The sequence below is a fragment of the Pseudomonas sp. TWP3-1 genome, from assembly GCF_049896625.1.
Classification (GTDB): Bacteria; Pseudomonadota; Gammaproteobacteria; order Pseudomonadales; family Pseudomonadaceae; genus Aquipseudomonas.
Map to the genome: position 1 here is coordinate 355368 of NZ_JAFCUQ010000001.1, position 18519 is coordinate 373886.

The 18519-nt window shown below is 55.0% G+C and carries 27 protein-coding genes; 19 read left to right on the top strand and 8 right to left on the bottom strand.

The genetic code is table 11. From position 1 onward, the window contains the following. The 4 genes from ACP7BN_RS01625 (at nucleotide 1) to ACP7BN_RS01640 (ending at nucleotide 3541) form a co-directional block, all read left to right on the top strand. Nucleotides 1-576 (top strand): helix-turn-helix domain-containing protein, encoded by a 576-nt coding sequence (locus ACP7BN_RS01625; protein ID WP_426201066.1) that lies wholly within the window; start codon nucleotides 1-3, stop codon nucleotides 574-576. After that, on the top strand, nucleotides 557-1435 hold the full coding sequence (locus ACP7BN_RS01630; protein ID WP_426201067.1) for a hypothetical protein: 879 nt from the start codon (nucleotides 557-559) through the stop codon (nucleotides 1433-1435). Before ACP7BN_RS01625 ends, ACP7BN_RS01630 begins: the two co-directional genes overlap by 20 nt. After that, entirely contained in the window at nucleotides 1432-2313 is an 882-nt protein-coding gene (locus ACP7BN_RS01635; RefSeq protein WP_426201068.1) for a hypothetical protein, read from the top strand. The genes ACP7BN_RS01630 and ACP7BN_RS01635 overlap by 4 nt, the downstream gene beginning before the upstream one ends. 448 nt (nucleotides 2314-2761) lie before the next feature. Next, nucleotides 2762-3541 (top strand): hypothetical protein, encoded by a 780-nt coding sequence (locus tag ACP7BN_RS01640; protein ID WP_426201070.1) that lies wholly within the window; start codon nucleotides 2762-2764, stop codon nucleotides 3539-3541. A gap of 189 nt (nucleotides 3542-3730) precedes the next feature. Here the strand turns inward: ACP7BN_RS01640 and ACP7BN_RS01645 are convergent, their stop codons facing one another. Beyond that, nucleotides 3731-3970 carry a YceK/YidQ family lipoprotein gene (locus ACP7BN_RS01645; RefSeq protein WP_426201072.1) on the bottom strand — a complete coding sequence of 80 codons (240 nt, stop codon included), beginning with the start codon at nucleotides 3968-3970 and terminating at the stop codon, nucleotides 3731-3733. Between the two features lie 431 nt (nucleotides 3971-4401). On the opposite strand from ACP7BN_RS01645, the gene ACP7BN_RS01650 reads away from it, so the two are divergent. The 7 genes from ACP7BN_RS01650 (at nucleotide 4402) to ACP7BN_RS01680 (ending at nucleotide 7795) form a co-directional block, all read left to right on the top strand. Then, on the top strand, nucleotides 4402-4806 hold the full coding sequence (locus tag ACP7BN_RS01650; protein WP_426201074.1) for a hypothetical protein: 405 nt from the start codon (nucleotides 4402-4404) through the stop codon (nucleotides 4804-4806). Next, nucleotides 4803-4994 (top strand): hypothetical protein, encoded by a 192-nt coding sequence (locus ACP7BN_RS01655; RefSeq protein ID WP_426201076.1) that lies wholly within the window; start codon nucleotides 4803-4805, stop codon nucleotides 4992-4994. Before ACP7BN_RS01650 ends, ACP7BN_RS01655 begins: the two co-directional genes overlap by 4 nt. Then, entirely contained in the window at nucleotides 4991-5185 is a 195-nt protein-coding gene (locus tag ACP7BN_RS01660) for a hypothetical protein (RefSeq protein ID WP_426201078.1), read from the top strand. The genes ACP7BN_RS01655 and ACP7BN_RS01660 overlap by 4 nt, the downstream gene beginning before the upstream one ends. 157 nt (nucleotides 5186-5342) lie before the next feature. After that, nucleotides 5343-6077 (top strand): hypothetical protein, encoded by a 735-nt coding sequence (locus ACP7BN_RS01665; RefSeq protein WP_426201080.1) that lies wholly within the window; start codon nucleotides 5343-5345, stop codon nucleotides 6075-6077. After that, a complete protein-coding gene (locus ACP7BN_RS01670; RefSeq protein WP_426201081.1) occupies nucleotides 6074-6637 on the top strand; it encodes a siphovirus Gp157 family protein in 564 nt (187 codons plus the stop codon). The genes ACP7BN_RS01665 and ACP7BN_RS01670 overlap by 4 nt, the downstream gene beginning before the upstream one ends. Before the next feature lie 246 nt (nucleotides 6638-6883). After that, nucleotides 6884-7348, top strand: a complete 465-nt coding sequence (locus ACP7BN_RS01675) for a hypothetical protein (RefSeq protein WP_426201083.1) — start codon at nucleotides 6884-6886, stop codon at nucleotides 7346-7348. 75 nt (nucleotides 7349-7423) lie between these two features. Then, complete coding sequence (locus ACP7BN_RS01680; RefSeq protein ID WP_426201084.1) at nucleotides 7424-7795, top strand: hypothetical protein; 372 nt, start codon at nucleotides 7424-7426, stop codon at nucleotides 7793-7795. A gap of 289 nt (nucleotides 7796-8084) precedes the next feature. On the opposite strand, the gene ACP7BN_RS01685 is transcribed toward ACP7BN_RS01680, so the two are convergent. After that, entirely contained in the window at nucleotides 8085-8273 is a 189-nt protein-coding gene (locus tag ACP7BN_RS01685; protein ID WP_426201085.1) for a hypothetical protein, read from the bottom strand. Between the two features lie 476 nt (nucleotides 8274-8749). Then, nucleotides 8750-9166 (bottom strand): hypothetical protein, encoded by a 417-nt coding sequence (locus ACP7BN_RS01690; protein WP_426201086.1) that lies wholly within the window; start codon nucleotides 9164-9166, stop codon nucleotides 8750-8752. 98 nt (nucleotides 9167-9264) lie between these two features. Here ACP7BN_RS01690 and ACP7BN_RS01695 point away from each other — a divergent pair, with 98 nt between their 5' ends. Beyond that, nucleotides 9265-10119 (top strand): DNA adenine methylase, encoded by an 855-nt coding sequence (locus ACP7BN_RS01695; protein ID WP_426201569.1) that lies wholly within the window; start codon nucleotides 9265-9267, stop codon nucleotides 10117-10119. Nucleotides 10120-10151: 32 nt separating this feature from the next. On the opposite strand, the gene ACP7BN_RS01700 is transcribed toward ACP7BN_RS01695, so the two are convergent. Continuing rightward, a complete protein-coding gene (locus tag ACP7BN_RS01700; RefSeq protein WP_426201087.1) occupies nucleotides 10152-10913 on the bottom strand; it encodes a hypothetical protein in 762 nt (253 codons plus the stop codon). A gap of 104 nt (nucleotides 10914-11017) precedes the next feature. On the opposite strand from ACP7BN_RS01700, the gene ACP7BN_RS01705 reads away from it, so the two are divergent. Next, entirely contained in the window at nucleotides 11018-11599 is a 582-nt protein-coding gene (locus ACP7BN_RS01705) for a hypothetical protein (protein WP_426201088.1), read from the top strand. A gap of 36 nt (nucleotides 11600-11635) precedes the next feature. Here ACP7BN_RS01705 and ACP7BN_RS01710 read toward each other — a convergent pair whose 3' ends face one another. Then, entirely contained in the window at nucleotides 11636-12127 is a 492-nt protein-coding gene (locus tag ACP7BN_RS01710) for a hypothetical protein (RefSeq protein ID WP_426201089.1), read from the bottom strand. Nucleotides 12128-12237: 110 nt separating this feature from the next. On the opposite strand from ACP7BN_RS01710, the gene ACP7BN_RS01715 reads away from it, so the two are divergent. The 4 genes from ACP7BN_RS01715 to ACP7BN_RS01730 are packed head-to-tail and all read left to right on the top strand — an operon-like array spanning nucleotide 12238 to nucleotide 14252. Next, entirely contained in the window at nucleotides 12238-12840 is a 603-nt protein-coding gene (locus ACP7BN_RS01715) for a hypothetical protein (RefSeq protein WP_426201090.1), read from the top strand. Next, nucleotides 12837-13544, top strand: coding sequence for a hypothetical protein (locus ACP7BN_RS01720; RefSeq protein ID WP_426201092.1), 708 nt, complete (start codon nucleotides 12837-12839; stop codon nucleotides 13542-13544). The genes ACP7BN_RS01715 and ACP7BN_RS01720 overlap by 4 nt, the downstream gene beginning before the upstream one ends. Nucleotides 13545-13602: 58 nt before the next feature. After that, entirely contained in the window at nucleotides 13603-13938 is a 336-nt protein-coding gene (locus ACP7BN_RS01725; RefSeq protein WP_426201093.1) for a hypothetical protein, read from the top strand. Then, nucleotides 13935-14252, top strand: a complete 318-nt coding sequence (locus ACP7BN_RS01730) for a hypothetical protein (protein WP_426201094.1) — start codon at nucleotides 13935-13937, stop codon at nucleotides 14250-14252. Before ACP7BN_RS01725 ends, ACP7BN_RS01730 begins: the two co-directional genes overlap by 4 nt. A 50-nt stretch (nucleotides 14253-14302) precedes the next feature. On the opposite strand, the gene ACP7BN_RS01735 is transcribed toward ACP7BN_RS01730, so the two are convergent. Continuing rightward, nucleotides 14303-14524, bottom strand: coding sequence for a hypothetical protein (locus ACP7BN_RS01735; RefSeq protein ID WP_426201095.1), 222 nt, complete (start codon nucleotides 14522-14524; stop codon nucleotides 14303-14305). A gap of 101 nt (nucleotides 14525-14625) precedes the next feature. Between ACP7BN_RS01735 and ACP7BN_RS01740 the strand changes: the two genes are divergently transcribed. Further along, nucleotides 14626-14868 (top strand): DUF4224 domain-containing protein, encoded by a 243-nt coding sequence (locus ACP7BN_RS01740; protein ID WP_426201096.1) that lies wholly within the window; start codon nucleotides 14626-14628, stop codon nucleotides 14866-14868. A 1-nt stretch (nucleotide 14869) separates the two neighbouring features. Beyond that, complete coding sequence (locus ACP7BN_RS01745) at nucleotides 14870-15919, top strand: tyrosine-type recombinase/integrase (RefSeq protein WP_426201097.1); 1050 nt, start codon at nucleotides 14870-14872, stop codon at nucleotides 15917-15919. Nucleotides 15920-16226: 307 nt separating this feature from the next. On the opposite strand, the gene ACP7BN_RS01750 is transcribed toward ACP7BN_RS01745, so the two are convergent. Both ACP7BN_RS01750 and ACP7BN_RS01755 read right to left on the bottom strand, forming a co-directional pair. Continuing rightward, nucleotides 16227-17480 (bottom strand): ferredoxin reductase family protein, encoded by a 1254-nt coding sequence (locus tag ACP7BN_RS01750; RefSeq protein ID WP_426201098.1) that lies wholly within the window; start codon nucleotides 17478-17480, stop codon nucleotides 16227-16229. 66 nt (nucleotides 17481-17546) lie between these two features. Further along, the gene (locus ACP7BN_RS01755; RefSeq protein ID WP_426201099.1) at nucleotides 17547-18509 is read right to left on the bottom strand and encodes a fimbrial protein; all 963 of its coding nucleotides are present in this window, start codon (nucleotides 18507-18509) and stop codon (nucleotides 17547-17549) included. Nucleotides 18510-18519: the final 10 nt, after the last annotated feature.

The window sequence follows — 18519 nt, forward strand, 5'->3', positions numbered from 1 at the left end:
ATGAGCAAGAAACCCCTACCGCAAGATAAAAAGGAAGAGTGCCTTCGGCTGAAGGCGCTGTTCAATAGAAAGAAAAATGAGCTTGGCCTGACCCAGGAGAAGCTGGCTCACGCCTTAGAAATCAATCAAAGCTCTGTCAGCCACTATTTAAATGGCGTGAACCCGCTTAATCCTTCGATTGCCGCGTCATTCGCGAACATATTGAAGGTCGATGTTCGCGACTTTAGTGAGCGTCTCGCCAAAGAGATTTCTCAAATGGCAGCATCCGTCGATCAGCACCAAAGTGGATCTGTTCGCGCCCCTCTCGTGAGTAGCGAAGATTATTCTGTGTCTGATCGCGATCTTGCTGGGGCTGGCGATAAAGCAAGGGCCCTGGCCTTGGCCGCAAGCCCAAGGTCTAGATTGGCGCTTGAGCGGATTGCCGAGGCCGCAGATTCTGGATTACTTAGTGAGCAAGATGTTCTGCTCCTAGAGGCTATTGCCACTCGATTCTCGATCAAGGCCACCACCAAAACAGAATCGCCTCATCAGCGTTTAAGGAAAAAGCTGACTCAACATGATCCAGTTTCTGAATAGCGACTGCTTCGGCGGTCAATTGCGTGACCCAGTTAAGACAGGGCTTAACCCATTATTTCGCGCAAAGATTCGGGTCGGTGACGAGTCTTTGCACTGCTACGTAAAGCCGATCCCAGATAAGGTTTGGGAAAGGCCGGGCACCTACGAGTTTGAGTCATCTGAAATCGTAAGCGAGGCAATCGGGTATGCGCTGGCCGGCATCGTAGGTCTGCCGGTGGCTAAGAATGCGGGGGTTATTGAGCTGGACCGCGACCAAATTCCTGAGAGAGTTCAGCGCGCGCTCGACTTTATTTCTCCCTCGGGCCCACAGAAAAGCTATTTGGCGTGGTTCTCGCAAGACACGACGTATCCCAATCTTGTGCAAAAGCACGTGGATGGTTTTCCTGATTTCATGAAGGAGCGTCGAGCAAAGAGACTCGTAGCGCAGCTATCCAAGAACAAGTCTATCCCGGCAATTTTGTCTTTTGATGCATGGCTTCAGAACTCTGATAGGCACCTCGGGAACCTGCTGTGGGCGTCTAGCGGATCGTACACTCTGATAGATCACGGAAGGCTATTTGTCTGGCCTGACTGGACTCCAGCCAAGCTGAGCGGGGCAAGAAAATGCCCAAATAGGCTGATGGAAATAATCGATCTTTATGTCCCTCAGTGGAGTCAGAATCTACCTGTTCGAAGCGCTAGGCTGATCGCGTACAATTCGTTCTCTGTGGCTTTTCGGGACGGTGGAGCAGAAAAAACAACGGAAATGTTATCGAGCTTTCTAGGCGACGAGGGGTCAGCCCAGGTGGTCGACTTCATTGCCGCGCGTCTGGATAATGACCGATACTCCAAGGAACTTGGAATGCTGGGAATATCATGAATATCTCCGAAAAGCTCAGAAGTCGCATAGGCGGTGCCCCCCGCCAGGAGCTCGTGCGTGGCTCCTGGAGAAGCATAAGCATGTGCCTTGATCCTGATGCAGGGGAATTCCTTAATGTCGGGGTTGCCTTCCAGCATGGCGCGCAAGTCGAGATTCGCATGCTCGATACATTCCAACGCCTGGCTTGCTTATATGATGGTCGAATCGATCAAAACGATTTGGTTCATTACCTTCAAGACGTAGAGGCCACCCTGCTGAGTTATGGCGGAAATCTCCCTGACTTTATCGGACACGATGTGCGACTGGGCGAGGCCCTATTTGCATCTGGCGCCACGGCAGAAAGCGTCGTTGATGAGTTCTTCAATGACGTAGTGACCCTCGCCCGCCCAAAATTTGGAGCCAGGCGTGACCACTTCCGCTATCACTCCACACCCAAGCTACGGGACGGAGTGCTGAGAATAATGGAAGAGAAAATGAGGCTAAAAGCATCCCGCATCATTCAGCAGGGAAAATTCAGCTTAAAAATGAAGGGGTCTGCGAACCGCATCGAAGTAGACGTTCCACTGCTTAGCAGTGATGCCGCCGGCACGATTGTCTCAGCGTGGTACAAGAGTCCGTTGGTGGTTGAGCACAACATCCTGCAAGCAGCCTCGGACATTCTGCTCATCACCAGCAACTCAGATCGAAAAGGCTCTATTTCGGTACTTATGCCTAGTTCTGATAGCGGTATGTCCGCAGAGGAATTTCGGAAGGTCCATGACACGGCCTTTCGCCAGATGGATCGGGCCAGCAAGGCTGGTGTTGACGTCATCGAAGCCGTATCGACTGACGCATTGGCCAATCAAACAATCGAATGGTGGGAAGATAGAGTCGCATAACGCCTAAATCATCCATCAAATCAGCCCGCCTAGTGCGGGCTTTTTATTGCCATCGGCAAATATTATTACCAATGGCATTGACAGCTAATAATGCCATTGGTAATGTTCATTCATCGCAGCGACACACAGTTACTGCGAAGGGCCTCAACAGACCCGTCGCTCTTTAACAGTCAGAAATCTTCGCGGATCGATCCCCGGAAACGGGAACAGCGCGAAACACAAACTTCGATCTCCATGCAGGCTCTGGAACCTGCCGGACTCCCCATATGGGAGAACGCCAAACCATGCAAGCCAGCCGGCGAAGAACACCGAATGCGAAATGTGTGACGCCGGCCAGGTGGGGAAACCGCGGCGCCGAGCATGGGGCGGACAGCAACACGGAAAGTTTCACTGATGCACCTGGTGACGGGTGCATTGGGAAAACAACCGATCAAGCACGGAGCATCAAATGAGCGAACAAACACTTCAAGCGCTGCTCGCCGAGCGTGTCAGCACCTACGCCCTCTCTGATCGCCCTCGCGAGCTGATCGATGAGGGCATCGACAAGATGTTCAAAAGCATCGTCGAAGATGCTTTCAGATCTTACGGCACCATCGGCGAATCAATAAAAACGGCCGTGAAGGAAGCCTTTCCGGCCAATGTCACCGACATGTTTGAACTTCAGCGCTACAACGCGCTGATCGCCAATGCTTTGCGGGAGCGCTGGGAGGCAGCGGGTATGGAGTCGGCAATCATGAAGCAGGCCGATGCATCCATCACTGAGGTTTTGACCGGCGGAGGTCTGCTCACGGGTGAGATCTCGCTGAAGGATTTGCTCGAAGCATTCATTGATGAGCACAAAGAAGAGGCTGCGGACGAGCGATGGAGCGCCCCGGAAATCCGTTTTACCGAGGACGACAGCCACTCCCACAAGTTCTATCACATCTACTTCGACCCGCAGCCAGAAGGCGGGAATCGTTACAGCCTTAGCAATGAGCGCCGTAGCGACTACAGCCTTAAGCACAATCTCCATGTGATGGTTGAAGGCGAGCGCGAAACCGGCGACCACTGGAGACCGAAAGTCGAATTCGGGAAGGTATACAGCGCCCAGCTCGACGAGAAGAAGGTCTCGGTAAAAATGAAAATTCAAACGAAGTGGGAGCGCATCCTGGCTTCGCTTTACTTTGGCGAAGCCGTTCTGCTGATCGACTGCGAGGAAGGCGATTTCTCTTACGGGTTCGACGACTGACCAACCAGCACCACGACAGCCTGTCGTTAACTGCCCGATCCTCTCTATGAGAGCGCACCGGGGTGTGATCTGAATCCTGCCGCCAAGCAGCACAGCTTCCATCCAGCGAGATCCGGAGGAATGAACTCGGATCGATGCAGGGATTGGCACCTGCAAGATCACACCCCGATGCGGACGCCTGATAACAGCTCAAAGGTTGCAGCTGTATTGATACTCGAAGGGGAAAAAGACGGTGTCGACGACCAAAGAAAACGGCGCATCGATCAGCAAAAATGGAATTAATTTTCCTTTGGATGCGCCCACCGCCCACCAATCAAACCGCACACCGATATAGGGGCACCGGCGCTCGTCGTAATCCATCCGCATAGCGGTCGCCGCACACCCACTGACATTGGCAAGTAGCGCCAAAACAATCGCCCTTCGAAACACGTAACATCCTTTTTAATGGTTGCATTCATGCCAGCGTTTGCGGTGATCAGTACCAGCAAAAAGGGAGTGACGCAGTATCAGCCACGAAAGTGAATGGTAAGTCGATGAACACAAGCGGGCCGAGAAACATCCAAAGGTCGTATTCACCCTCAACACCGTCATAGCAGTCATATGAGCTATTCGGATTGGTAACTGCGCCAAGCCAGGCGCAGCCACTCAACTGTGAAATGGCCAACATCAAAATGAGCTTCCGTAGCACGTAACTTCCTTATCACTTTTCCATTGTGTGGCCTGTAGACGCAATCACGGAAAGTTAGTCACTGCCCGACACCACCCGAATGCACTCCCCTCCGCGCCCAACGGCAACCAGCGGAGCGGATGAGTGCATCCGAGTTTTGTTGGATCAACACCCCGCCACTCTGGAGGCGACCATGTCAGCTCTACGCAAGCTCATCCCGGAAGACGACTTTCTCGACACAGAAGCTGGTCAGGAATGGCTGACTGAATCAGTCGACGATCTGCTGTGCCGACGCCACATCGAGGCACCAAACCCGGTGGGCCGAAGCAAAGTTTTGGTCAACGCTGACCACCTGCCGGAAGCCCTGACGGACTACATGGCCGCGACCCCGGATCCTGATCGCTACATCGAGAAGATTTTGATCGAGCTGATCAGGCGCGGTGATGGTGGAATTTTGCACGAATGGGCCGTTGAGGCCGTCGGCGGAGATCCGCAGATCGTTCGGTCGTTGGCGAGTGACTTGGTAGCAGTACACGCCAACGAGTATCGGGATGCCAAACGGGACAGTGACCACGTTGAAAGGGAGTGCGGCTTTTGAGCCCGCACATCCTGATCGACCAAGCGCTCGATGGCGTGTCAGTGCCTGCCGGCGAAGAAGACATCAGCTTGCTGGTACAGGGGCTAATCACCCGCCTCTTCACCGACGGCGCTATCTCCATCGACGAGTTCAACCACTACTGCAAGCGGCTGCGCGACATCTGTCAGCAGCGGAAGGAGGCGGCATGAGTACGGCACCGGTTAAATCGCTGATTGAAGAGCAGCTCGAGGACATCGAACACAAGATCGCCATTCTCGGTTTTGGCCTTCCCTTCAATGAGGTGATCGGCCGTAAGCGCGAGGACCTGGTCGCCAATCTCCCGCAGCGCCTGGCACCCAGCATGAAGGGCAAACAGATTGCAGTGAGAGTTAGGCCGTGACCGGTCGCCAGTGGGCGCGGCGCCTGCTTATTTGGCGCGGTGCGTTCACCTCCCTCGGCGTTTTCACCCTCCTGATGTTGCTCAGCGCCCTCGCCGACCGCATCACTCAATAAACAAAGCATTCAATCGCTGCGCTCGGCGCGGCAAGGATTCGCTCGTGTCCACGAACATGCAGATCTGGGACAAGGTCAGCACGACTGATACCCGGTACACAAAAGCCGCTGAGGTGGGCGGCCAGAAGATCACCAGCCTCAACGGCACCGCGATGATCATGAAGGCAACAGAGATATTTGGCCCGGTCGGCATCGGATTCGGTTGGTCGATTATTGAGGAGCGCTTCGACGAAGGTTCCGAAATGGTCAGCGGCGAAGGCGACAAGCGCCTGGTGCTGGGCCGGGAACTCAACCACACCATCAAGATTCGCTTCTGGTTCGAGCTGAATGGCAAGCGTGGCGAAATCGAGCAGTACGGCTGCACTCGCTATCTCTACAAATCGAAGTACGGCACCACCACCGATGGCGAGGCGCCGAAAAAGTCCCTGACCGACGCCATCAAAAAGTCGTTGTCGATGCTCGGCTTCAGTGCCGACGTATTCCTTGGCATGTTTGATGACGCCGGCTACGTCGAGCAACTTAAGGATGAAGAGCGCCTTGAGGATGCCGCAGATAAGGATGCCGAAATTATGCGCCAGAAGCAGGAGCGCATCGACTGGCTCGCCTCGGCAGTCGAAACCATCGGGAAAGCGGTAACAACCTACGAATTGAAAACACTTAACGTGAAATACATTCGAGAAGCGACCCGCCGAAACGAGCCCACGCATATCGCTCGCATCACCCGCGCATTCGAAGAGCGCAAAGCCAGCCTTGAGAAAGGCACGGAGGCAGCAGCATGACCCAGCTCTACGCACTGACCGGCAAGCTTGCCGAACTTCAGGGAATGGCTGACACCGATGACGAGGGTCTGAAAGAGGCCCTGCAGCACGCCATGGACGAGATCCAAGGCGAGTTTGAGGTGAAGGCTGACAACATCGTCATGCTGCGCCGCAACATTGAAAGTGATGTAACCGCGATCGAAAACGAAATTGAGCGCCTCACCGAGCTAAAGAGGATCAAGACCAACAGTGTTTCGGAGATCAGCGACTACCTGCGCCGAAACATGGAAGCCGCGAACCTCAAATCGATCAAGCGGCCTCTGTTCACCATCACCCTCGCCCTGGGCAAAGAGAAGGTCATCGTCGACAACGAGGACGCGGTGCCCGACGAGTTGACCGCCGTGAAAACCAGCATCGCGCCGGACAAGAATGCCATCGCCGCCAAGCTCAAGGAAATCCGAGAGCACAACGAAGCGGTGCGCAAGCGGATGGCCGCCGGCGAAGACGCGGAACACGAACTGCTTCCTGAGCCAGCGTGGGCGCATCTTGAGCGCGGCGACAGCTCAATCCGGATCAAGTGAGGCAAGCATGATCAGCAATTATCTCAACCTGGTCGAACAGCAGCGACAAAGCGCCGAGGAGATATAGGCGCAGGTCACCCAATACCTAGCCGCCGGCGGGCTAATCGGACAACTGAAAAGCCCGCCGCGCAACCCGCTGCCGCCGCCCCGCTCCAACAAAATAGACCCTGAAACGGTTCTCAAACGGCGCCCGAAGCCGATATCGGCTGCCGACCGGAAGGCGCTGCGCAAAATGGCAGACTCGCTATGAAATCGAAACGAAAACCCAACAACGGTTTCGCCCGGGCCGAACGCAGTTGCCGGGCACTGCTCAGCACCAACCACGTCGCGGTCGTGAACATCGATCCGAGCGGCAGCCAGATCATGGCGAACTGGAAGAACTGCCGGCAGATTCGAAGTGTTGCGATCGCCAACGCCCTTTTCGACTTCTCCTACCGATGGACGATCTACATCGGCGCCATGTGTCGAGACGAGCGCGGCGCCGAGTACATCAAGTCGGTCGAGATCTCGCCCGAGGGCATGTACAAAGTCGAGCGATTGACCAATGCCATCGAGCATTACTACTTGGAGCTGCGAAACGCCTGTAACCCAAACCACATGGTCGCATCAGGCTGGATCGCCATCCCGGCAGAGGTATCGCTCGACGAAGCACAAGCCGCGAAGCTGTTCTACGCCGCCGGCGCTTGGCACCAGGTGAAGGTAGCAGCGTGAGACGTTTTCGCACCCAACAACGTAAACGACAGACCTGGCTGGACTTGACGGCCAGCGGAATTCGAGAGGTAGGCCATGGCCGAGGAACAGCAGCAGCCGACGGCGGAAGCTATGAAGCAGCGCAGGAAGCGCGAGAAGTCAGCGGCGAAGGATGCCGCGCTCGGGATCGGAAAGTTTCAAATCGAAGTGGCCGGAGTATTCAAGCCTGACTTGCAGAAGGTCATGAAGGCCCATGGAATCAACAACCAGCAGGATGTTCACCAGCGGCTGCTGAGGAACCTGATCGGCGCCGACTTCGAAACACAGGCTTGGATGTTGCGGAATGTCACGACACCTTATGAGTTGAGCGAAAAGGTGTCGCAATCATTTGACGAAAAGAGCATCGCCGAACTGGCAGCCGATCCGGGCGACGAGATTGTCACGCCTGAAGATTATTTCCCAAGCTAGACCTGAGAAAATTTTCAAAATCCCGGATAGATCGGTGCAGCTCTTGCTGCGCGTTGAGAAACTCTTCTACGTGACTCGAGGTTGAGTAGTCATACAGAGCAAGACGCTTCGAGGCAGCGAGTTTCGCCTGCATGTTGCTTGTCAGCCTTGTGCACTCGTCCATGAATTTCTGGATGCTCATAAATAGTCCCTAGCAGCTCTCGATACCGAACCCCTAGAAATAACCTAAGTGACATCTAATTGCCATAATAATGTGTTAAGGCAACGATCGCGTTGCGTGGTGTCTGACTCAGATAACGCCCGGCGCTTCGATAAAGCGGTCAGTTGAATCCATATAGGTGGCGAGATCAATTATCTGACGCAGGCAGATGACCATCTCGATCTTCTGGCCGTTGTCGGGCAACCCTATCCGCTTCAGCATTGCTCGCGCGTCTTCCTCAATTGCAGCGAGCGCATCTACATCGCTTTGCAATCTCATGCCGGCCTCCTGCCAGTGTGAGTTGAGGGGGTTGATACATCATCTAGTGACTTGCCGGCCAGCGGAATTGAAGAGCTAGGCCATGGTCGAGGAACAGTAGCAGCCCACGGCGGAAGCCATCGAGCAGCGCAGGACGCGCGAGAAGGCAGCAGCAAAGGACGCTGCATTGGGCGTCGAGAAGTTTACGACTGAGGTCGCCGGCGTGTTCAAGCACGATCTAAAGAAAGTGATAAGTGATCATGGCTTCAACAACCAGCAGGAAAATCATCAAGACCTGATTCGAAACCTAATCGGCGCCGACTTCGAAACACAGACGTGGATGCTTCGCTGTGTCACGACACCTTTTGTCATAACGGAAAAGGTGTCGCGACTTATCTAGGCGGCCGGCATGAACTCGCTTGCCGGTGATCCGCCGGAGCCTGACTACGAGATCCACACCCCGAAATGACCAAGAGCGACATGCGGTCTTTCCGTAACTAAGGCACAAGTAGACCAGTCACCGTGCTTATAACGGTTGTGATAATTGGCGGGACCCAGGCTTCGCTGAAGGAGTTGAGCACTTTCTGAATGTAGCCTGTGTCTGGATTCACGGACTCCAACTGCTTAGCGATCTCGTCGAGGGAATCAATCAAACCTTGCATCTGCTGGGCAATAGCGGCATTTGCTCCGTCAACAGCGATCGAAACGTCAGCGCTGCTCACAGAGACTTTGTTGCCAATCACTGACGATCCACTTGCTCCACCAATCGCATTCACGACCATCCCAATTCCGCCACTGCTGACGATTTTCTGCCCTACAGCTTTGGCAGAAACATTGAACGTGAACTGATTAGGCTTCGCTCTGAGGCAATCCGCAAGATTGCGGATGATGAGTACAGCTTCACTTTTTTCCACTGTGTTTCTCCAACCGGCTTCATGCCGAGCCCAATACAAATAGCCCACTTCTTCGAATCACGCCAGCCGGCGAGGCAGGCGCGCACATGGAATTCAATATGACCATCACCGCACCGGTCATCCGCTACCACGGTGCCAAGTTCCGGCTTGCGCCGTGGGTGCTGCAACACTTTCCTCCGCACACCTGCTACGTCGAGTCATTCGGCGGTGCCGCCGGCGTCCTGATGCAGAAGCCTCGATCGTATGCCGAGGTCTACAACGACCTGGACGGCGACATCGTCAACCTGTTCCGCGTCCTACAGGATCCGGTGACGCGATCGGGACTCACGGAACGCCTGGTCTTCACGCCCTACTCCCGCGAGGAGTTCGAACTATCGTGGGAGCCGAGCGCCGAGCCGGTCGAACGCGCTAGGCGAACCATCATCCGTGCCCAGATGGGTTTTGGTTCTGCCGGCGCCACCAAGGGCGTAACGGGCTTTCGCATCGACACGAAACGGCAGTACGGCACGGCTCAGTCGCTTTGGGCTACGTACCCTGAGCAACTCGCCGAGGTTGGTCAGCGCTTGAGCGGAGTGCTGATCGAGAACAGGCCGGCGATCGAGGTGATAAAAGCCCATGACGGGCCGCAGACTCTGCACTACGTCGACCCGCCCTATGTGCATGACACCAGATACAAAGGCGCATCGAGCGGGCGCTACTACAAGCACGAAATGGACGACGCAGCGCACCGCGAATTGCTCGGCGCTTTGCTTGAGCTGAAAGGCATGGTAGTGCTGTCTGGATACCCGAGCGACCTTTACGCAGAGATGCTGCCGGACTGGGCCTGCTACAGCACTTCGGCGCGGATCAGCGCCAGCCGCGGCACTGCAAGTCGAACTGAATGCGTCTGGCTGAGCCCGGTATGTTTCGATCGGGTCAGCCAAATCGGCTTGGATCTTGGCGAACGACCGTAACGCTACCAAGCATCGAACCACGTCAGCCGCCGTCAAATAGGCATGATCTTGTACTCATGCTGATGCCATGAACTTTCCATGATCGCTTCCATAAATTCATTGAAGGCGAACTCAAACTCAAGGGACATGCCTCGATCAGAAGACGCTCCTTCGACATACGAAAACTTCGTCAGTGCGGTCAATACCATGCCCATAACAGGTAGGGCCCGCTTAAAGTTCTCCGCTGAAATCTCTGATCGAACATGACCGCCAAGATAAATTTGAACCTTGTCAGCTTTTAGAAACGTGTAATGCATATACCCGGAAAGTGAGGCGAAGTCTCCAATCCAAGTCGCAACTTCCCGTCTGCTTGGCTGAATTGGTTTGCATGCAAGGTCCGCGAGACTCTTAAATGCCTTCTGCCATGAAAAAAGTTCGGGATCCCCGACCTCACTGAATCCAAGGGATGGATTTCGGTTGTCTGGAAAGATCGAGTCATACAGTTCGTATCTTCGATAAAACTCAATATTGAGAGAAGACTCAACCCCGTCCAGCCACTCGTTAAAGGACTCGAAGTGCATCCTGTATGTTTGACGTCGTATCGATATTGAAGAGTCAAATGACTGCTTCTGAGCAGCGCTTGCTGCGCTCCATGCTGCGAAGGCAGCGAACGCCGTCGCGACAGCAGAAATGATCGCGAACAGGTCAACGATTTTGAAGCCTTCGGCCTTCTCTCCCGAGAAGCCATAAGCGAACAAGGCGCCAGTTAGAAAAAGACCAACGCACCCGCCCCATACCACCTTGTCCTTAATCACGACCGCATCCTCCGAGTTGAATCGCGATTATGCCGAACTGCTGAGCCTACCGGGAAACTACCCACCCCCCCACCGCCCGGGCATGCCGCGGCATAGGACGCCCCATGCCCACAGAAAACAAAACGGCCGAGCCGCTGAAGGTTGAGCGCTCGACAGTAACGAAGCTGGTGATTACCGGCGCGCAGAATCTCGATCCAATCACCGTCTTCCTCGAAGACCTGGCTCCGTCCAAAGGCAAGATCACCGTCAGTTGCTGGGGCAAGAGTTGGGCGGCGTACTGGGGCGGCATGTGGGATGGCCACACCATTGCGCAATCCTTCTGTGAGCTGAACACCAGCTACATCATCGGCTACTTCGATCAGAACATCAGGTCGCGCCAGTTCAGCGGTGATGCCCTGGCAAACGAAGCGCAGCGCCTAGTGCTGAAAGATCGCCGCCGATTCGGCTACACATCGGACGAAGCGCGAGAAATGTTCGACGCGGCAGAGGATCTACGCGAACCGCCTTCGATTGATCATCTCCACGGCGCCCTCAGCGAGCTGATGACAAAGCTGTTCGGCGACGAGTGGTGGCACATGACAAGTGATGCCACTGAGCCAAATCCCGATTACGCCTACCTAGAGCGAATCATCCTCGCGGTGCAGCAGGCGTTACGGCAAGAACGCCCGCAGCAGGAGACTGCATGAAGCGCGACTACGTCGGCCCTCAGCTCTTTAATCAAACTAATTGCTATCTGCTCCTGCGGAATTACCTAACCCATACATTTTAAATATTTCGTACTCTTCAATTACGGCGTGAAACTCTGGAAACTTGTATAGCCACTCACCGAACATTATCGTAAAAATCTTATGCAGTTCTATCGACTCAGACGCAACACGCATACAAGTCTCTTTTATGGCATCCAGACCGCCTTCACCAGACCAGTCCTTTTCAACCAGCCGATGAACTACGATATGTCGATCTTCAATGTAACGAAGAATCCTTTCTTCCAGATCTTTAATTTCTACGCTGCCAGAGATCTGTTTCAGTAAAGCGGTGACGGGCTGTTTAAAGGCCTTTGACGCATTCACCGGAACGATATCTTCAATTGTCAGCGCATCCGCTTGTTTGATCGCATGACGCGCAGCCAATACGAACATTTTTTCAAATGCTTGCGAACTCAGCACTGCAACTCCAACAGCAGCACATAATGCCTCATCTAGGACAGGCTCCACTTTCAACTCCGTACCTTATCAATAATGAAAAACTTCCCATTGCTATAGATATCACATTTTAGCTACCCCCCCCCTTAAAAGTCAGCCGCTATAGCGGCAAGGACGAAGTCATGTCTGCACAAAAGCCAATCATCATGTACGACGCTCCTGAAGCGGCCAGCCTCCAAACGGTAACCGGCTGGGTTTCCGCTGACGGGCGCTTTTTCGGCGCCGACGAAAACCTTGCCCGCTACTGCGGCGCAAGTCACCGACGCTGCGATGTGAACCCTGAACACCCCATCTATGAGGTGAACAGTTCCTGCTATGAGTGCCGACACGTCCGGCGCCGAGCAAAATTCGCGGCGATGCCGATCAAGGAATGGGCCGGCGAGCCGCTGGTTATCTTCGATGGCGACCGGTACTTCTTCGATGAGGACAGCCTGCGCGACTACCTGATCGAAAGTGATATCGAACTGGCCGACGTACAGCTCTGCATCTGCGAACCGAACTATCCCAGTCAAATTGATCCGGCAGACCACTTCTGCGACGACCTGCCAGAAGACGGCGAGATCCGCGACGACCAGTTGCTCGCAGCCTTCGAGTTGCTGAACGAAATGATCCGCCAGTCGGAGCCACTGTCCTGGTCAGAAGGCGAATTCGCCGCGCAGCTCCCGCAATCGCTGATCGACGAAGTCACTGCCGCGAGAGCGGCAGCATGCGAGGTGATGCCATGACCGCCATCAAGGAGCGCCCCATCCTGTTCTCGGCACCGATGGTGCGCGCCATTCTGGATGGGCGGAAGACGGTCACCCGGCGGCCGGTAAAGGGTGCACAGATCCCGACCGAGGACGCTTCAGTTGCTGCCGGCGAGCGCCATCGCTGGATGGCAATTGCCCAGCGCGACCCGCGCTACGGTTTCGGCGTGTTCGGAGCGACCGAAGCGGAGTGCGCCAAAGAGCTGGAGGAGTTCGCGCCTTGCCCTTACGGCCGGCCCGGTGAACGGCTGTGGGTGCGCGAGGCATGGGCTTGTGATGCGCAAGTAGATTCGATAGCGCCTCGCGACCTGAGCCAAGGCGAACCAATCTGGTACCCAGCAGATGGAGCTGTCCGTCAGACCGGTTGCTCCATGGTCACGACTGGCAAAGGTCGTCCGAGCATCCACATGCCGCGCTGGGCCTGCCGCATCCTGCTGGAGATCACCGACGTCCGCGTCGAGCGGTTGCAGGACCTCAGCGACACCGAGATTGAAGCCGAGGGCATTGATCTGGATGCGCTGGCCGACGGGCAAGACCGATACGACATGTGCCACGCAGGGGCGGGCGCTGACGGACGTCCCACACTGCAAGCCGCATGGCGCCATCTCTGGGAATCAACTGGCGGCGACTGGGAAGCCAATCCGTGGGTCTGGGTCGTCGAGTTCAAGCGGGTGACGCCATGATCTTCCCCATAGCAGCGCCGCTCTACATGGCCTACCTCATCTACAAGGGGCCGTGGCGATGACCGAACAAAACACCAACGAATTTTATTCTGCCGAGCAAGCTGCCCAGCATGCCGTCGACTGGTGCAAGCGCAATCCAGCATGGCGCCGGATCTGTGATATTCCGGGTCACTCCGTCTTCATGAAAACCTACGATGAGCTTCCGAAGCGCGAGCGGGCCTACTGGGACGAGAACGGCGGCGAAGAATGCTGGCGAGAGTTCGGGATCGAAAGAAGCAAAGTACCTACGGGTTTCATCTCTGGAAAAGGTGAGTTTTTCGACCGCGTGCTCAAAGTGCCCCTCCACCACAATCTGATGATGGTTTTTCGCGTTGGCACGCGCTGGAAGCCATGAGCCGCATGGTCAGCGTCCGCACCGAGGAACTGACCGGCCCGGCGCTGGAATGGGCAATCGATGCGATCGAGGGTGATCAGCAGCCCGTCGCGGGTCAGATGGATCTCTTCGCCCTGCCCGACGCCGAGCGGCTTATCACGAAGCACGGCGTCTGGGTCGATGTCGGCCATCAGCAGCCGTGGCTGGCCGACATGACGAACGATCCGTTCAACCGCCAGCCCGGCGAAACCCGGACCATCGCAGTGTTCCGCGCAGTGGTCTTCGCCAAGCGCGGCGCCACGGTCAACGTCCCCGCCGAACTCACCCAGCAGTAACCCCTCACCCTACTCAACAGTCTGCCGGTGGAAGGGGGGATGCGATCCATTCACGAAAGTCCGTCGAACCAGCCTAGAACACGCATTGCTCTCGCATACGCTTTTTCATTCGCAAGAAAAACCAACAGTAATAGACCGCTCCCCATGACGGTGAAAAGAACTCCACCCACTCCCTCGATGGCAATCAGAAATAAGCCCAAAGCAAGGAATGCGGCACCGAAAGCACCTATCACCCTTCGGCTCTGCTTCTGTTCGGGATACCTGCTGAACATCCATTTTCTCCGCATCAAGTAGCGCGTCCACTAACTGTAGACCAAGTGCGACCACTCAATACCTACCACCTCTGCCGCCACGCGCGGCATGGAGCACCAGCATGGAAACAGAAATCCTCTCCGACGAGGAGTTGGCGGATCTCACCGGTTACAAGGCGCGCGCGTATCAGCGCCGATGGTTGATTGATCGCCAGTGGGTGTTCGTCGAAAGCCGCGGTAAACGCCCATTGGTGGGTCGGATGTATGCCCGCATGAAGCTGGGCATGATCAGCCCCTCCATTGCCGACCCGAACCCACGGCCGGCTCCACCGGTATGGACGCCAGACTATTCGCAGGTGAACTGATATGCGCCCCCGCAAGACCGAGCACCACCACCTGCCGCCCCGGATGTACCAACGTTCACGGAAACGCAAAAACGGCAGCGTTTGGACGGCCTACTACTACCGCGACCTACTCGGGAAGGATATTCCGCTGGGCAAGGATCTCGACAAAGCCAGGCTCAAATGGGCGGAACTTGAGGCGAAGGAAAAGCCGCTCGACTTGCGCACGATGAAAGGCATTTTCGACAGGTACATCCGCGAGATCGTGCCCAAGAAGGCCCCGCGCACGCAAAAGGACAACTTGGCGGAGATCAAGCAGCTCCGGCCGATGTTCGACGGCGCGCCGATTGACTCGATCACGCCGGCAACCATTGCCGGCTACCGGGACGCTCGCTCGGCCAAGGTGCGGGCGAACCGTGAGATCGCCACCCTCTCGCACGTCTTCAACATTGCCCGCGAATGGGGGCTGACAACGAAGGAAAACCCCTGCCAAGGAGTGCGCAAGAACAAGGAGACGCCGAGGGATTATTATGCGAATGATGTGGTGTGGGATGCGGTTTACAAGAAGGCAGCTCAGGAGCTGAAAGAAGCGATGGACCTGGCCTATCTGACCGGACAGCGGCCGGCAGATGTGCTGGTTATGAGGAAGGATGATGTTGAGGGCGGATACCTGACGGTGCAGCAGAACAAGACGCACAAAAAACTGCGCATCCAGATGACCACCGCCGGGGAGGCAAACAGCCTGGGCAAGCTGATAGCGGAAATCACAGAGCGAAACACTCTGCTGGTTTCGAGCTATCTGATCGTGAGCCGGAGCGGCAAGAGGATGACGGCGACGATGCTGAGAAAACGGTGGGATGCGGCGCGCGAGAAAGCAAAACTGGAAGCGCTTGAGAAAGGTGACGATCTCCTCGCCGGCCGGATCGGGGAATTTCAGTTCCGCGATATTCGCCCAAAGGCCGCGTCAGAGATCAGCGATGTGGGCGACGCAAGTTTGTTGCTTGGGCACACGAAAGGCGACATCACCGAGCGCGTTTATCGCCGTGTCGGTGCCATCGCGAAACCCTCAAAGTAACCAAAAAAAGCGTTCCATAACTCAAAACGCCCCCCCTTATAATTCGCGGTCTGTAGGGGTGTCGAAAAACAAAAGTAATGGAACGGAAAATCGCTGTACGCCGCGATTTTAAAGGCTTTGAATAGCGGTCTTGAAAACCGTCGACTGTAACAGGTCCATGAGTTCGAATCCCATCGCCTCCGCCATATTTGTACCGACAAAGCCCTGATTATTCAGGGCTTTGTCGTTTCTGGGGTTTGCCCGGAATTGGTCAATCGCGAGCTCCGCGGGGAGCTCGGTGTAGCGTTACAAGCGCCAGCCCTGCAAATCAACGGAACTCGAAAACTTCGAAGTGCAGATTGGCTTTCGGGATCCGGTTGATATCCATCAGCTCATGCACCTTGGTCAGCAAGCCTTTGGGACCGCAAAAACTGATGTGGATTTTGCGCGGTTCGGTTTGGGTCACCGCCTGACCGATGGTTTCAGCTAGCTGTTCGATACCACCGACGTTGCGCACGAATTGCGCCCCACGCCTCTCGGTCATGACTTGCAACTCCTCGGGCGCGGGGAAGGCGCGCGCGGGTGTGAAGCAATAGACCAGCGTCGCTTTTTCGAAGTCTTTGCCGTCTGGGTCCTGCAACCAGGAAATGAAAGGCGAAATACCCACACCTGCGCCGACCCAGATTTCCCGCTCGGCCTGAGAGGCGCGTTTAAAACGTCCGTAAGGGGCATAGACGGTGGCGCGCATTCCGACTGTGGCGCATTCGCAGAGCTTTTTCGTGTAATCCCCCAGCCCTCTGATGATGAACGCAATCTGCCCATCCGCACCGTTGGAGCTCGCTATCGTGAAGGGGTGCGGCTCGCGCAGGCCCTTTTCCTGCATTGCCAGAAAAGCGAACTGCCCGGCTTTGAATTCAAAACCTTTATGAGTCGGCTGCAGTGTCAAATGCAGCGCATCTTTTTCTCTATGCACGGCTGTCACTCGATACTCGCCCGCACGGGCAACAAATGGATAGAGCACCAGCTTGTAGAGGGCAGCGAGCACACCCAGTGTGCAGAACAGCGTCAACCAGATACCCGAAGGGCTGAGTAAGGTGATCGGCGATCTGAAACTGAGCCAATGCAAGATCACGAGCAGGAACAATGGGCCGGAGAGTTTGTGCCACCATCGCCACAGGCTGTAAGGAATATGACGGTTCAGCGCCAGTAGCACTATCAGACCCAATGCGACATAGCTTAATTGGCGAACCAGTCGCGTCCAGTATCGGGGTAATTCCAGGATAGATGCGCTGTGCCAGACATCGAGATCCGCCTTGAATACAAAATGATACGTGGCGAATACCAGAGCCCATATACCTAGCCACTTGTGTGCCTCATAGACGCGATCCAGGCCGCCGAACAGACTCTCAATAAACCCCCAGCGGCTGGCTAGCAGACAGGAAGCCGCCATGTAAACCAGTGCGCTGGCCCCAAGTGTCAGGCTCAGGGTTGCCGACGTCAGCCAAGTGTCGATCGGTATTTCAATCAACAGTAATAGCGTCGTAATCAGCAAGATTCCGATTATGCAATGTGAGGTTTTCAACCAATATACTCCAATCATTAATTCCGGACTACAAGACCGACGCCTCGCATGTATCAGAGACGAGCACTATAAATATTTAACCGTTATTCTAAGCGAGGCATTTGCCGACCCAACCGAAACGTTCTTGCTTACTTGATAATAAGATGCTGAAAAGCTGTACCGGTTACTGCCCATTTGCGGCTTGATAAAATCGGTTAGCCACGCCCCTAATGAAACGGGATGGCCGTCACGCTTGATTTGCACGCCTACACCGGAAACACTTTGCGGGTCGAGTTTTATAACACCTTGATCAGAAAAATAGTTTCCGTCAGCGCCATCCAGCATGTAGGTGACTTTGTTGATACCTGAGCCACAGCGTACCAAGTCGATATAGAAATCTCTTGCAGCTACGGTCACGCCAATGCCGGTAAAATCAGACGCCAGCTGATTACCCATCTGCACTGTGACGTCGGGTACTTCGCAGCTGCTCTGATTGATATAAACATCACTGGCGAGACTCGCGGTATACATTTTCACCGAATCACCATAGAAGCTCGCGAACGCCCCTGCGGGAATTATAGAGCCTTTGATCGGGCCAATTTTGTAGATTTCTAGAGTAAAAGGATTTTTGGTTCCCAAATCCGGACCAGAAGTGGGATTTGGATAAATGCTATCACTATTCCCATTCGCCGGACTTACAGCAGAATAAAGTTTATACCCAAGCCCTGACTCGCCGAAAGGAAGTATTCCGTTATTTGCCACTGCACCTCGCTCCCCTTTCAACCCTCTGTTATAGGTACCCGTACATCTAACTCTCACATGAGCTGATGTTGAAGATTCCGATGTATGGAGAAGAGTCCCAACTGGCGTATCAGCGGGTATCGCAATAGTTTGGGGTATAAAATAGCTTATTTGCGCCGTGGAACCGATAGAAAGAACGCAGCCCGCATTGGCCTGACCAGCTATGATTGAAAAATTTAAAGCCACCAACAACTTTATGATTGTTTGATAAGACCCCCTACACTTACTTACAGACACAATGCTTTTCATCTACACAACA

What these genes read in the sequence shown, in the direction of transcription:
- ACP7BN_RS01720 (WP_426201092.1), top strand. Translation starts at nt 12,837, where the DNA reads ATGACCGCCATCAAGGAGCGCCCCATCCTGTTCTCGGCACCGATGGTG.
- ACP7BN_RS01725 (WP_426201093.1), top strand. Translation starts at nt 13,603, where the DNA reads ATGACCGAACAAAACACCAACGAATTTTATTCTGCCGAGCAAGCTGCC.
- ACP7BN_RS01625 (WP_426201066.1), top strand. Translation starts at nt 1, where the DNA reads ATGAGCAAGAAACCCCTACCGCAAGATAAAAAGGAAGAGTGCCTTCGG.
- ACP7BN_RS01745 (WP_426201097.1), top strand. Translation starts at nt 14,870, where the DNA reads ATGCGCCCCCGCAAGACCGAGCACCACCACCTGCCGCCCCGGATGTAC.
- ACP7BN_RS01670 (WP_426201081.1), top strand. Translation starts at nt 6,074, where the DNA reads ATGACCCAGCTCTACGCACTGACCGGCAAGCTTGCCGAACTTCAGGGA.
- ACP7BN_RS01755 (WP_426201099.1), bottom strand. Translation starts at nt 18,509, where the DNA reads ATGAAAAGCATTGTGTCTGTAAGTAAGTGTAGGGGGTCTTATCAAACA.
- ACP7BN_RS01730 (WP_426201094.1), top strand. Translation starts at nt 13,935, where the DNA reads ATGAGCCGCATGGTCAGCGTCCGCACCGAGGAACTGACCGGCCCGGCG.
- ACP7BN_RS01715 (WP_426201090.1), top strand. Translation starts at nt 12,238, where the DNA reads ATGTCTGCACAAAAGCCAATCATCATGTACGACGCTCCTGAAGCGGCC.
- ACP7BN_RS01685 (WP_426201085.1), bottom strand. Translation starts at nt 8,273, where the DNA reads ATGAGATTGCAAAGCGATGTAGATGCGCTCGCTGCAATTGAGGAAGAC.
- ACP7BN_RS01695 (WP_426201569.1), top strand. Translation starts at nt 9,265, where the DNA reads ATGACCATCACCGCACCGGTCATCCGCTACCACGGTGCCAAGTTCCGG.
- ACP7BN_RS01660 (WP_426201078.1), top strand. Translation starts at nt 4,991, where the DNA reads ATGAGTACGGCACCGGTTAAATCGCTGATTGAAGAGCAGCTCGAGGAC.
- ACP7BN_RS01705 (WP_426201088.1), top strand. Translation starts at nt 11,018, where the DNA reads ATGCCCACAGAAAACAAAACGGCCGAGCCGCTGAAGGTTGAGCGCTCG.
- ACP7BN_RS01640 (WP_426201070.1), top strand. Translation starts at nt 2,762, where the DNA reads ATGAGCGAACAAACACTTCAAGCGCTGCTCGCCGAGCGTGTCAGCACC.
- ACP7BN_RS01675 (WP_426201083.1), top strand. Translation starts at nt 6,884, where the DNA reads ATGAAATCGAAACGAAAACCCAACAACGGTTTCGCCCGGGCCGAACGC.
- ACP7BN_RS01630 (WP_426201067.1), top strand. Translation starts at nt 557, where the DNA reads ATGATCCAGTTTCTGAATAGCGACTGCTTCGGCGGTCAATTGCGTGAC.
- ACP7BN_RS01635 (WP_426201068.1), top strand. Translation starts at nt 1,432, where the DNA reads ATGAATATCTCCGAAAAGCTCAGAAGTCGCATAGGCGGTGCCCCCCGC.
- ACP7BN_RS01740 (WP_426201096.1), top strand. Translation starts at nt 14,626, where the DNA reads ATGGAAACAGAAATCCTCTCCGACGAGGAGTTGGCGGATCTCACCGGT.
- ACP7BN_RS01680 (WP_426201084.1), top strand. Translation starts at nt 7,424, where the DNA reads ATGGCCGAGGAACAGCAGCAGCCGACGGCGGAAGCTATGAAGCAGCGC.
- ACP7BN_RS01735 (WP_426201095.1), bottom strand. Translation starts at nt 14,524, where the DNA reads ATGTTCAGCAGGTATCCCGAACAGAAGCAGAGCCGAAGGGTGATAGGT.
- ACP7BN_RS01650 (WP_426201074.1), top strand. Translation starts at nt 4,402, where the DNA reads ATGTCAGCTCTACGCAAGCTCATCCCGGAAGACGACTTTCTCGACACA.